Here is a 13,409-nt window from a genome sequence, read left to right as displayed (position 1 = left end):
GTTCGCGCGGAGGGAGTTTCAGGTGACGATGAGCGGCTCGCCCGCGACGAACCGATCCAGCGGTTCGGCGATGCCGAGGCGCGACGGCGGATGGAAGGCCAGGCCGCGGCATGCCGTATAGAGCAGCGCACTGGCACCGACCATGAAGGCGACGCCGCCGAGCAGTTCGGTGGCGATGGCCGAGGTGCGCTCGACCGTCCGCTGCACCGAGTAGCGCAGGTGCAGCACCCTGGCCACGGTCGCGGGTTCGCCGGTGCCGCTGGAGATTTCGGTGGCGACGGATTCGATGGCGGCCATCGCGGTATCCAGCTCGCCGACGAGCAGCATGCGATCGGCGGCCGAACCGCGGCGCTCGTCGAGCACGCGCCGCACCAGCCCGCTCGCCATGCCCAGGTAGCAGGCCGACACCAGCAGTTCGAAGGTGAGCCAGGCCGCGGACAGTGCCGCGTTCATGCTCTCGGTGTTGCCGAAGAACGACACCGAATCCTCGTCGATCTCGACATCGGTGAGCACCACCTCCTCGGTCTCCGAGCCGGGGAACACCAGCCCGTTGCCGAGCGGGCGCACCTCGATACCGGGCGCGGCGGCCGGGATCACCGCGAGCGCGAGCTCTTCGGTCTCCGCACCGTCCGGCCGCAGCAGCACGCTCGCGGTCAGGATGTCCATCGAGCGGGCGAGGCTGCACGGCTTCTTGCTGCCGTTGAGCCGCCAGCCGCCCGCGATCCGCTCGCCGCGCAGCTTCGGCGCGATCACGCTCGCGCTCGGCACGCCCTCGGCGAAGGCCGACGCCAGATACAGCCCACCCTGGGCGACCATGCCGAGCAGCGCCTCGGCGGCCGGGCCCGGCGGGATGGCCGCGACGGTGCACGAGTGCATGTTCACCGCGACGGCAAGCGACGGCGAGCGGCTGCCGAGCAGCCGGTGGATGTGGGCGGCCTCGAGCAGGGTCGCGCCGAGGCCGCCCGCCTCCTTGCCGATGAGCAGGCCGGTACCGCCTGCCTCGCGGAATATCGAAAGCCCCGGGCTCTCAGTGGATTCCAGTGTCTCCAGCGGTACTTCGCGCAGCCGGGCGTCGAGCCCTGGCACGAAGCGTTCCGCCGTTTCGTGTTCGGTTGCCATGAATCGCATTACGTCCTCCGATGAATCGAGCTTTGTGTCCCCCCTTGGTAGTGACGGGCTAGGTGACGAACAGCTGATCGGCGAGCATCTCGTCGAGGCTCTTCTCGAAGGCGTGCGCGACCAGATCCAGATCCGCGACGGAATGCGCGGCGCTGATCAGGAAGCTGTGCAGTTCGGGCAGGTACACCTGGTGCTTGCGCATGTAGTAGGCGAGCGCGATGGTGGCCTTGAAGTTGCTGCCCGCCATGCGTTCCCGGTACAGACCCGCTTCGCGGTGGCTGAAGTTCAGCGAGAAGATCGAATTGCGGGCGTTGATCCGGCAGGCGATCTCGCGCTGCTCGGTCGCCTCGCGCATCGCCGCGGCCAGTCGCTCGGTCTCCGCGGCCAGCCGCGGGTAGATCTCCTGGTGCGCACCGAGATAGCGCAGCGCGGCCAGGCCCGCTGTGCAGGTGAGCGAGTTGCCGCTGAGGGTTCCGCCCGCGAAAACCTTGTTCTCGTAGTCGTAGAACGGATCCTGCGAGCTCTTGGCCATATCGATGAGATGGTGCTTGCCGACCACCGCGCCGCAGGGCAGCCCGCCCCCGATCACCTTGCCGAGGCAGGTCAGGTCGGGATGGATGTCGGCCATCACCTGCACGCCGCCGTATGCGACCCGGAACCCGCTCACCACCTCGTCGAAGATCAGCGGAATGCCGAGTTCGGTGCAGAGCCCGCGCAATTCGGTGAGGAACTCCAGCCGCAGCGCGACCACCGAGGTCGGCATCGGCTCCAGGATCACGCAGGCGAGTTCGTCGGCCTCGGCGCGCAACCGCGCCAGCCCTTCGATATCGCCGTATTGCAGCACCATCGTGTTGTCGACCGCGCCCGGATCGACGCCGAGCGAACCGGCCACCGGCTCGGGGCGATTGCGCTCGCCGGAGAAGCGGAACCAGGAGCTGACCATGCCCTGATCCGAGAACCCGTGGTAGTGCCCCTCGAACTTGGCGACCTTGCTGCGCCGCCGGTAACCGCGGCACATCCGGATGGCGAACAGGATCGCCTCGGTGCCCGAATTGCACAGCACCGCTTTGTCGGCCGCGGGGAAGGCGTCGACGAGCAATTCGGCCAGTTCGATCTCGGCGGCGTTGCCGATGCCGTTCACCAGGCCGCGCTGGGTGCCCGCCACGATCGCGGCGTTGATCTCCGGATGCGCGTAGCCGAGCAGATGCGGACCGTAACCGCCGGAGAGATCGATGTATTCGTTGCCGTCGAAGTCGCGCACGCTGCCGCCCGCGGCCTCCTTGACGAACACTGGGAACCCGCTCGGGAAGAAGTACCTGTCGATATGGGTCGGCGCGACGAGTGCGTCCGCCGCGCGGTCGCGCAGTTCGAGCGAGGTCGGCATCTGCTCGGCGAAATCGGCCGCGAAGCGCGCCTCCACCTCGGCGTTCATATACGGCGAGTAGCGGTCGGTGAACTTGCGCGCGTTGGCCCAGATGTCGATGTCCGGGTTGATCTGCGAGGCGAATCCCTCACAGGACAGGAACACCAGCTCCACCTTGGTGAAGTTGGTGGTGTACTGCGAATCGTATCGGCGCAGTACCGCGCTCACGTCGTTGAAGTAGGAGACCGTCGACCACTGACTGGAGCTGATGTCGAAGTGGTAGCGCAGCACCTCGACCATCTCGGCGTCGTACTCGGCCCTGTTGCGCTCCAGCTTCGCACCGGCGAGCACGAAGTAGCGGGTGAAGCGGTCGTTGGCGACCTCCCACTCCTTGCGGGTGCATGCGTAGTAGAACGAGGAAAGGCCCCACTTCTCGTCCTCGCTCAGTTCCACCGTGACGCCGTAGTCCAGCAGGATCAGCTCGCCCTCCGGGGTGAACATGATGTTGCCGGGATGCGGGTCGCCGTGGCTGAGCCCGTGCATGTACAGCATGGAGTAGATGACGTCCTGCAGCCGCTGGGCCAGCCGCTCGCGCGGGAAGCCGACCTTGTCGGCGTGCTTGCCGGGGATGCCGTCCATGAACTCCATCACCAGCATCCGCCGGCTGATCAGTTCGGGGAGCACCGCGGGAACCTTCACGTACGGATGCGACTTGAAGTTCGCGTAGATGCGCTGCTGCTGGGCGGCCTCGTGGGTCATATCCGCCTGTGGGCGCAGCAGTTTGGCGACCTCGTCGAAACGCTTGGGCAGGTCGAGTTCCCGCACCTTCGGTACGCCGCGATGGGCGAGCTTCAGCAGTGTGCCGATGGCGCCGAGGCTTTCGTCGATCTGCTCCGGCACCGTGTCCTTGACCAGCTTCACCGCGACCTTGCGGCCGTCGAGCAGCTCGGCGATGTGCACCTGGGCGACCGAGGCGCTGGCCACCGGTTCCAGGTCGAAGGTGCGGAAGGTCCGCTCCAGCGGGCCGCCGAGTTCGCGCTCGATCGCCCGGCGCGACTGCTCGCGCGTCATGTGCGGGGTCTGGTCCTGCAGCACCCGAAGGGTATTCACCCATTCGGGCGGCAGCAGGTCCGCGCGGGTCGCCGCGATCTGGCCCATCTTGATGTAGATCGGGCCCATCCTGATCAGGAAATCCAGGATCGCATCGGCGCGGCGCTGCTCGCGGCTCTTGCTCGCGCGCTCGCGCACCGCGGCGAGGGAGTACTGCGTGGCGCCGAGCGCGGTACAGGTGGCCGCCTTGGCGAGATGTTTCAGCATTGTCGTTGGCCTCAACAGACGAAAGTGAAAGCGCCGAAGGACATTCCGGCGCTGCCGACCCAGCAGGCCGCGCGGTCGCCGTCGCGCAGCCTGCCCTCGGCCATGGCCGAGGCGATGGCGGCGGGCACCGAGGCGGACACGACATTGCCGGTCTTGTCGTAGACGTGATGGATCGCCGAGCCGAGGCCGACCTTGTCGGCCATGCCCTGCCAGTAGCGCTTGCTCGACGCGTGCGTGAACAGCGCGGCCACCTCCTCGATCGGCGGATCGAGCCGCTCGAACACCGCGAGCGCCTCACCGGCGCCCGCCTCGTGCATCTCGAAGCCGTAGGAGGTGAAGATGCCGACGCCGTTCTTGGCCAGCTTGTCCGAGGGATCGCAGAAGCCCTCGTACCCGTCCATCGTCACGTTGCACAGCGGCGCCAGATCCGGCCGCGAGGCGAAGCGGAACTCCCACGGCGCGTTGTCCTGCGCGGTGAGCACGGTCGCGGTGGCGGCCTCACCGAGCGTGTACGCCGGGAAAGTGGATTCGAGCGCCTCCAGGTGCGGCAGGCGCAGCAGATGCGGGAACACCGCACCGCCGTCGCGCAGGCCGAACTCCGCGTTGACGATCATCGCGTTGCTGAATTGCCCGGTGCGGAACAGGGATTCGGTGACCTGCACCGCCCTGGTCCAGCTCATGCACGCGTCGATGATGTCGAAGCAGTGCGCGTTGCGCAGGCCGATGGCGGCGGCCGAATGGTAGGCGCCGCCCGGCTCGATGAACCCGCGGCCGATGCCGGTGTAGATCAGCAGGTCGATCTCGTCCGCCACCATATCCGCTTGCGCCAGTGCGGAATTCGCGGCGGTACGGAGCAGGTCGATGGGGCGCTCACCCGCGTCGAGCCAGCGCCGCTCGTCCGACCCGGCGTAGCGCAGGTAGTAGTCGACCTTGCGCAGTGCGGCGTCCAGGTCGCCCTCGAAGTAGCCGCTGCTGTGCGCCGCGATCAGGTCGATGATGTCGGCGTTGGTGACGACACGCGACGGCAGACCCGCGACCACCGATCGGATCTTCATCTCGCTACGCTCCTACTTCGGTGGGGGTGGCCTCGGTGGCGGGCACCAGCTGCTCGGCGATCAGCCGGGTCATCTCGTCGATCGACGCGGCGTCCCACATCAGCTCGGGCGGGAACCGGCGGCCGGACCAGGTCTCCAGGCGCTCGTGCAGATTCATCTGATCGACCGATCCGAGCCCGAGTTCGGTGAGCGAGCGCGTGCCGTCCATCCGGGGCGCGTCCGGCCCCATGTGCTGCGCGATCCACTCGGCGATCTGGGTGCGCAGGCCCTGCGCCACCAGATCACCCATGGACGGCATCCCCGGTGCGGCCGAATTGCGCTGCACCGGTTCGGTTTCCGAAATTGTCACCAGGCCCTCCCAGCGGTAGATCTCGTTGAGCAGGCCGGCCAGGTAGTCGGCCCTGCACTGCTGGCGGCGCAACTTGCCGCTGGTCGTGCGTGGAATGGTGCCCGCGGCGATGAGCACGATCGCCGACGGAGCGATGGCATGACGGCGCGCGACCGCGTCGTGCACCACGGTGATCAGGTCCTCGGCGCTCGGCTCGCCCTCGGCGCGATATTCGGCGACGAGCACCAGGTTCTCCTGGCCGTCGGACTCGGTCGAGAACGCGATGACCGCGCCCGCCCGCAGCGCGTCGTGGCCGCGCACCACGGTGGCCTCGATATCCTCGAGGTAGTAGTTCACCCCGTTGACGATCATCAGGTTCTTCACCCGGCCGCAGATGTACAGCTCGCCGTCGTGCACGAAGCCGAGATCGCCTGTGCGCAAATAGGTTCGATCGTCGGCCGCACCCGCGATGCGGGCGCGGAAGGTGCGCTCGCTCTCCTCGGGCCGACGCCAGTACCCCGGCGCGACGATGGGCCCGCAGACCCAGATCTCGCCCAGCTGATCATCGCCGCATCGCTCGGCGGTGTCCGGGTCGACGATGGCGATCTCGGTGGTCATGATCGGCCGGCCACAGCCGACGAGCTCGGTGCTCGCCGGGCCGTCGCCGAGTTCCACCCGGCGCCTGCCGAGCGCCGCTTCATCGAATCGCGCTGTGACGTAGGCATGGTCGCCATTTCCGGAGGTGACCTTGAGTGTGGCCTCGGCGAGCCCGTAGCCGGGGGTCAGCGCGGTGGCCGACAGGCCGTGCTCGGCGAAGGTCCGCCGGAACCGCTCCAGCGTCGCGGTGCGCACCGGCTCGGCCCCGTTGGACACCACCCGCCAGCTGCTCAGGTCGAGCCGCTCGCGCTGGGCCGGGGTGGTGTTGTCGACGCACAGATCGAAGGCGAAGTTCGGCGAACCACTGTGGGTGCCACCGTATTCGGTGACCGCGGCCAGCCAGCGGATCGGATTCTTCACGAAGGTGGACGGCGCCATCAGCACCGACGTGATGCCGAGTTGAACCGGCATCAGCACGCTGCTCACCTGGCCGAAATCGTGGAAGTGCGGCAGCCAGGACACCACCGTCGAATCGGCGTCGACGCCCCAGCCCGCGGCCAGTTCCGCGCACTGCTGCCACACCATCGCGTGCGTGATGACGACGCCCTTCGGCGTGGAAGTGGAGCCGGAAGTGTATTGCAGATACGCCACTTCGGTAACGGGTCGCGAATTCTTTTCAAATTGTTCAACGACTTCCCGCGCGGTCGCGTCCGAGACAGTAACGGTGTCCGTCGCAATGCGCGGCAAGCCTTTGACGAATAAGGCGTCGTCGAGTGAATCCATCGCGGAAGTCACGCTCGACACACTCAGCACAACGCTCGCGGCACAATCGCGAGCGACCACGTCGACGTGTTCGGCCTTATTTCGCTGCGGCGGAAAAAGCGGCACCGCGATAACGCCCGCGTACAGGCAGCCGAAGTATGCGGCGACGTAGTCGAGGCCGGGCGGATGCAGCAGCAGCGCCCGCTCCCCGGGGGCAACTATGCCGGTCAAGCGGTGTGCGACGGCTCGGGCACGCAGGTCGAGCTCCCGGTAGGTGAGCGCATCGGACCGGCGCCCCTCCTCGTCGAGAAATACGAATGCGCTGCGCTCTCCACAATCTTCGGACCGCGTACGAAGGAGGTCTACCGAATTACCCGAAAAAGGCAATGGCGGACTTACTGAAGAATTACACACTGAACACCTCAACGTAGTCCAAGTCCCGCATGAGGGGTAACGACTTCTGCGCAGAGACATCGCTTCGACATTGAAGCCTGCGACACGAATTAACGAGTTCTTAAGGCGCGGAACTAGTGCCGACACTAACGGGGCCGTCGGGCACCGTCAACCGGCCGAGACCATAAATACGCGTATGTGACATCCATGTTAATTGCCCGCTAAAATGCAAGACTCGTAGCGAGTCTTGCATTTCAAGGGATCTAACCCGGACCCGATGGCGTATCCCCAGTTCATGGAAATACCGACCAGTCCGATTTCACTACCTTTTACCTCCCCGCTCGTCACAGGGCCAACAAATCTCCGTAATTCAGTGACGCAAATCACATACCAACCGGCGTGACGGCTCCTCGGTTGTCACGGTTCACAACCGCGCCCGCCGCCGATTCCACTGCGTCACAGGCACACTCATGCGGGATTCACCCCGCGGCCACCGGCCCCCCGGTCGTGAACGACGGCGGGCTACGCGCCGGGTTGCTTGATCAGGCCGGAGATCAACAGCAGCAGTGACTGCTGGACCTGGGCGCGGGCGACCGCGGGGTCGTCGGCATGCGCGACGATGAGGCTCGCTTCGGTGATGGCGCTCAACAGAATCTGCGCGAGCACCGGGACCGGAACCTCGACGATCAGGCCCGCGGCGCGAGCACGCTCGATTTGGGCGATGGTGACGCCGAGGCCGTGCCTGGCCTCGAATTCACGGAAAGCCTGCCAGCCGAGCACGCTCGGCGCATCGGTGAGCAGGATGCGCAGCACCTCGGGGCGCTGACAGCTATCGAGGAAGACCGCGAGGCCGACCGCCATCCCCGCCATCGCGTCGTCGGGATCGGTCGCGCCGACGGCCCGCTCGATCTCGCCGGTGACCTCGATCTCGATCTGTTCGAGCACGACCAGGAACAGGCCGCGCTTGTCGCCGTAGTGGTGGTGCAGCGCGCCACGGGTGACGCCGGCCTCGGTGACGAGTTCCTCGGCCGATGTCGAGGCGAAGCCGCGCTCGGCGAACAACCGGCGACCGGCCTGTTCGAGCGCGGCTTTCGTGGTGCGGGAGCGATCCTCCTGACTACGGCGTGCCATGCAGCCGAGTGAACTCCACGATGGCCTCGGCGAGCAACTCGGGCTGGTCCTCGGGCAGGAAGGTGTAGGAGTCGTCGATCATCCGCAGGGTGGCATCCGGCAAATCCCCGGCCAGGCGTTCGGCGTAGGAGCGCGGGAAGATCTTGTCCTCACTCGCCCACGCGAGCAGCACGGGCGTTTTCACCTCGGCGAAGTGCGCCGCGGCCGCCAGCGTGTAGTGGTTGCGTGCGGATTTCAGGAAGCGCCGCAGGTCTTTTCGGATGGCGCCCGACCGGCGGCTCGGCAGTAGATAGGAGTCGGCGATCTCGGGCGGCACCGGCCGCTTGGCGACCAGGCCGAAGCCCAGCGGGGTCCGCTGCAGCGCGCGGATGCGCATCGGCGCGATCAGCGGCCGGATCGAGCCGGGAATGCGGGCGATCCAGCCGAGCGCGGCGAACGGCTGCGGCAGGAAACCCTCGTAGGAGTCGACGGAGGCGAGCACCACCCGGCCGAGCCGCGACGGCCTGCGGGTCATCAGGATCTGGGTGATGGCGCCGCCGGTGTCGTTGGCGACCACGGTGACATCGCGCAGGTCGAGCCGGTCCAGGAAATCGGCGACGAGGTCGGCGACGCCGGCCGGGGTGAGATCGGCGCCGGGCATCGGGATGGTGTGCGAGCCCAGCGGCCAATCGGGGGTGATACAGCGGTAGCCCGCGCTCGCGATGGCGGGCACCACCTTGCGCCACAGATCGGCGTTGACCAGCAGGCCGTGCACGAAGACGACCGGCGCCCCCTCCCCTGTCTCGTGGTAACTGATGCGCCCGCCGGGCAGTTCGACCTCGGTGGCCGGACCGAGTGCCGCGCTGGTTGCCATGGTTCCTCCTGTGGTCGGGATGCGTCCACCATTACATACATACGGTATGCATGTAAATGGGATGACTCGAATCCCCTTGGGGCGGCACGCTTCCCGTCCACGAGCGACATCGATATGGACGATTGACCAAACCGCGCGCTACGGTGCACAGCACACAGCGAGAGACGGAGCTCACATGCCGATATCCAAGGCGGCCGAACTCGGCCTCGCCGATCTGGCGGCCGCGATCGCGCGGGGCGCGGTCAGCTCGGCCGATGCCGTCGGCGCCGCGCTCGACCGGATCGAGGCCAGCCAGCCGACGCTCAACGCCTTCCGCGTGGTGCGCCGCGAGCACGCGCTCACCGAGGCCGCCGCAGCGGATCGGCGCCTGGCCGCAGGCGAGCGGCTGCCCCTGCTCGGCGTGCCGATCGCGGTCAAGGACGACACCGATATCGCAGGCGAGCCTACGGCTTTCGGCTGCGGCGGCGCCTTCGCCGCGAAAACCGAAGACGCCGAAGCGGTCCGGCGGCTGCGCGCGGCGGGCGCGGTGATCGTCGGCAAAACCAACACCTGCGAACTCGGCCAGTGGCCGTTCACCAGCGGCGCGGCCTTCGGGCACACCCGCAATCCATGGCATCGCGCGCACACCCCCGGCGGTTCCTCCGGCGGCTCGGCCGCGGCCGTCGCGGCCGGATTGGTGCCCGCCGCACTGGGTTCCGACGGCGCGGGCTCGGTGCGCATCCCGTCCTCGTGGACCAATCTGGTCGGCATCAAACCGCAGCGCGGCCGCATCTCCACCTGGCCGGAATCCGAATCCTTCTACGGCCTCACCGTGAACGGCCCGCTCGCCCGCACCGTCGCCGACGCCGCGCTGCTACTCGACACCGCGGCGGGCCCGCACCCCGGCGACAAACACACCCCGGCGCCGATCTCGGCCACCGAGGCGATCGGCCGCGATCCGGGCCGCCTGCGCATCGCGCTCTCGCTGCGTATCCCGTTCACCGCCACCAGGACTCGGCTCCATCCCGAGGTGGCGACCGCGGTCCAGCGAATCGCGACCACGCTGCGCAGGCTCGGGCACGCGGTGACCGTCGCCGATCTGCACTACGGGCTGCTGATGGGCATGTCCTTCCTGCCGCGATCGATGGCTGGGATCAGGGCATGGCGCGATCGGATGCCGGGCGCCGAGATGGACGGGCGCACCCTGGCCAACGTCCGCTTCGGCCGGATATTGGACGGGCCCGCGCTTTTCGCGGCGCGTCAGGCCGAACCACTGCTGCACCGGCGCGTCGGCACCTTCTTCGACGACTTCGATCTGGTACTCGCGCCGACCACCGCGACCCCGCCGCCGCGCGCAGAGGAGATCGACGGCATCGGCGTCAACGCGACGAACAACCTCATCACCGCCGCCTGCCCCTACGCGTGGCCGTGGAACGTGCTCGGCTGGCCGAGCGTGAACGTCCCGGCCGGCTTCACCGCGCGCGGGCTGCCGGTCGGCGCCCAGCTGATGGGCCAGGCCGATGCCGAACCGCTGCTGATTTCGGTTGCCGCGCAACTAGAATCGGAACTGCGCTGGGACCGGCACCGGCCCGAGCCATGGTGGTGATCATGGCCGCGGCACCCAGTCCTCGGTGAAGCTCTTGGCGCCCGCCGGGCACCCGTCCGGCCCGCGGCCCGCCCTGATCTCGTCGCGCGGCGACATCAGCAGGCAGCGCTGTGGCTGGTCCACCTGTTTGACACCGACGCTGACCAGGATGCCGATGCCGGTGTCCTCGGCGACCTGACGCCCCGAAAACCGCAGCAGCCCGGTCACTCCGGGATAGTCCCGGCGCATGGTCAGCGCGACTGCGGTTCGATCCATGGTGCCACCCACATCCCCCGGGCGCAGAATCGCCGCCTGTGCCACTGCCTGTTCGAAAACGCCCGCCACGTCGTAGGCCAGACCGGTGCGATCACCCGGCCAGTTCGGATGGTAAAGATTCTTCGCCGCGGGGTCCGCGGCCAGGCTCTCCACCAGCCCGTGCAATCCGTTGCACAACTTCTCGAAATCGACTGTGTCGGACTCGGAGCCGACCTGTGCCTCACCGTCCACGCAGCGACGGCCGCCGAGGATCACCCGCGCGCCTTTGGCCACATAACGCACGGTCAGGCTCGGCGGCAGCGCATTGATGGTATTCGGATCAGCGATCAACCTGGTGACCGTGTCGCCGCCGAGGATAGAGGGCAGATCGTCGGTGTTGCAGCCGTCGGTGACAGCCTTGGCGAACGCGCCGAAATCATCGCTGCGGCCTGCGAAGAACAGCAGTGTACGACGATCGAAACCGCTTGTCCGGCAGGGCCTCGGCGCGTTGCGCAGGATGTCCTGCGTGGCCCAGGTGAAGGTGCTCATCGGGATCTGCCGCTCGCCGAACTCTCTCGTCACGTCCCTGATCAAGGTGTTGACGTAGATGTCGTCGGGAATGGTCGGGTAGTAGACCACCACCCGGTTGTAGCGCGGCTGCCCGGCCTCCGCGGTATTCTCCGGAAAACGCGCGCCCTGAATGTAATCCGCGACCAGCCTCGCCTGCACGTTGTTGCTCGGCGTCGCCGACAGATACATCGGCGACGCCTCGGCGAACTCGGCGACGGACAGCACAGTCGAGACGACGGGCACGCCGAGCACACCGAGTTTGCCAATGGCCTCCTTGGTTTTCTCGGTGCTCCGGTCCAGGCCGATGACCCCCAGGATTCCGGGTTCCGCCCGGAGCAGCCCGCTCAGCTGGCGCGTCACCACCGCGGACGCGTACTGCATATTGGAGCCGCCGTTGGCGACGATGATGCGCAGCAACGGTTCCGACTGCTCCTGCATCGAATTGTGCTTGCGCTGGCGCACCGCCAACCCCGCGAGTTCCTCCACCACACCGCGCGGATACCGGGTGTTGTCCATATAGGTGAGCCCGGCGAAATACACCAGCGAGATCAGCTGCCTGCGCGGATTCTCCGCCTTGATGCGTTTCGCGGTCTTGTTCTGCTCGAACACTTCTCGCTGCATCGCGATGAGGCCGTCGTCGCTGGAGAACACCAGGTCGCCGTTGTCGCTGTAGCCGACGCATTCGCGGCCCATCTTCTCGACCGCGATGCCATGGGCCCACGGCCACTGCGAACAGGATTCGCCGCGCAGCGGCGGGATGTACACCAGCGCGGTCGCCACCAGGGCGAGCACCGGCACCAGCACCGCGAGCGCGACGAACCAGCGCCGCGCGGCCAGCGGCGGCGCGGGCGGGTGGGCCAGATAGGCGCGGTCGCGCGCGGACAGCCGTGCGTCGCCGGGTAGTCGCATCAGTAGCAGCCAGGCATACGCCCACCGATTGCGGCGCATATCGGTGATGTCGTACTGCCACTGCAGCAGTGGATCCGGGTTCGCCGGGCGCTCCGGTTCGCCGTGCGGTTCGTGCAGCGGCGGCCGCTCGGTGTGCGCCACCAGCGTGTCGAGCTCGTGCTGCTGCTCGCCGTACGGCGGGTAGTTCAGCCGGGCGAACACCACCAGCGGATCGAAAACACCTGTCTCGTTGCGTATTTCGTTGATCCAGCGCAGCAGGTTGGCGCCGGGGCCATCGGCCTCGACATTGTCGAGCAGCGCCACAGGATAGGCCGTGCGCCGCCAGCTCGACGGTTTCCAGATCCGCCGCCGGTACGCGTCGCGCAGATCGGCGAGGAAGGCGTGCACGAGCAGCTTGGCCACCTGCTCGGAATTCTCCCGCTCCCGATGCGGATCGGTGAGCCGGGTCGCGAAGCCGAGGAAACTGTCCGACAGCTCCGGCGCCAGATACCGCTGGTGCATGAACCACCGTGTCTCCCTGGACAACCCGGGTACCACGCCGCCGACCCACAGCCACAGCCGCAGCACCGGCCACAGCGAGAGCACCGCGATCAGCAGTTTGGTGACGGTATCGCCGAGGAACCCGCCCATCGAGCCGACGTGCTCGCCGTAGGACGCGCGCCGCAACAGCCGGGGCAGTCGCCTGCGCAGTTCGGCGGCCGCGATATCGGACTGGGTTTCCATCACATGCTGGCGGGTGATCCAATCCGCCGTGCGATAGCGCGGAAACCGGATCGGCCCCATCGCGGTGTCGTCCGAGGACAGGGCCGTGCTGAGCTTCTCGAGGATCGGCAGGCAGTGCTCAGGCGCCTCCTCCCCGCCGAGCAGGTAGTCCGCGAACGGCCTGGTCCTGATCCCGATCGCGTCCGGGTCCAGCGTGGCCACGTTGATCAGTGCGCGCGGCGCGGCCCGGCCACGGCCGGTGCCGAGCCAGGCGTGCACCTCCGGCAGGGGCGACGGTTGTGCGAGGTCGGTCACCACGAGGCAGGTCATCGGGCGCGGCAGCGGGCGCAGGCGACGGAGCAGGGTCGGCAGCACTCGTGGACGCTCGTCGGGTACCACCAGCGTCCGGAGCAGTTCGAACAGCTTGCCCACATCGGTCTGCGATTGCGGCATCGCGATGGCCCCCTCGAATCAATAGCGGTGAAACACTA

General features: G+C 67.6%; 8 protein-coding genes. 1 reads left to right on the top strand and 7 read right to left on the bottom strand.

The features are described from left to right. Positions 1–18 precede the first annotated feature (18 nt). The 6 genes from ACIG5A_RS12260 to ACIG5A_RS12235 form a co-directional block, all read right to left on the bottom strand. Positions 19–1,119 (bottom strand): acyl-CoA dehydrogenase, encoded by a 1,101-nt coding sequence (locus ACIG5A_RS12260; RefSeq protein ID WP_397240222.1) that lies wholly within the window; start codon positions 1,117–1,119, stop codon positions 19–21. A 58-nt stretch (positions 1,120–1,177) separates the two neighbouring features. Further along, positions 1,178–3,799 (bottom strand): aminotransferase class III-fold pyridoxal phosphate-dependent enzyme, encoded by a 2,622-nt coding sequence (locus ACIG5A_RS12255; protein WP_397240221.1) that lies wholly within the window; start codon positions 3,797–3,799, stop codon positions 1,178–1,180. Positions 3,800–3,810: 11 nt separating this feature from the next. Beyond that, on the bottom strand, positions 3,811–4,854 hold the full coding sequence (locus tag ACIG5A_RS12250) for a 3-oxoacyl-[acyl-carrier-protein] synthase III C-terminal domain-containing protein (RefSeq protein ID WP_397240220.1): 1,044 nt from the start codon (positions 4,852–4,854) through the stop codon (positions 3,811–3,813). A 4-nt stretch (positions 4,855–4,858) separates the two neighbouring features. Continuing rightward, complete coding sequence (locus ACIG5A_RS12245) at positions 4,859–7,015, bottom strand: AMP-binding protein (protein WP_397240609.1); 2,157 nt, start codon at positions 7,013–7,015, stop codon at positions 4,859–4,861. Positions 7,016–7,456: 441 nt separating this feature from the next. Further along, a complete protein-coding gene (locus ACIG5A_RS12240; protein ID WP_397240219.1) occupies positions 7,457–8,065 on the bottom strand; it encodes a TetR/AcrR family transcriptional regulator in 609 nt (202 codons plus the stop codon). Beyond that, positions 8,052–8,918, bottom strand: a complete 867-nt coding sequence (locus ACIG5A_RS12235; RefSeq protein WP_397240218.1) for an alpha/beta fold hydrolase — start codon at positions 8,916–8,918, stop codon at positions 8,052–8,054. Before ACIG5A_RS12235 ends, ACIG5A_RS12240 begins: the two co-directional genes overlap by 14 nt. A gap of 175 nt (positions 8,919–9,093) precedes the next feature. On the opposite strand from ACIG5A_RS12235, the gene ACIG5A_RS12230 reads away from it, so the two are divergent. After that, the gene (locus ACIG5A_RS12230; RefSeq protein ID WP_397240217.1) at positions 9,094–10,503 is read left to right on the top strand and encodes an amidase; all 1,410 of its coding nucleotides are present in this window, start codon (positions 9,094–9,096) and stop codon (positions 10,501–10,503) included. Here the strand turns inward: ACIG5A_RS12230 and ACIG5A_RS12225 are convergent, their stop codons facing one another. Continuing rightward, positions 10,504–13,371, bottom strand: a complete 2,868-nt coding sequence (locus tag ACIG5A_RS12225) for an ABC transporter substrate-binding protein (protein ID WP_397240216.1) — start codon at positions 13,369–13,371, stop codon at positions 10,504–10,506. It abuts the gene before it with no gap. Positions 13,372–13,409: the final 38 nt, after the last annotated feature.

It is taken from the genome of Nocardia sp. NPDC052566, assembly GCF_044547285.1.
GTDB lineage: Bacteria > Actinomycetota > Actinomycetes > Mycobacteriales > Mycobacteriaceae > Nocardia.
This window is presented reverse-complemented; position numbering and strand designations above follow the sequence as displayed.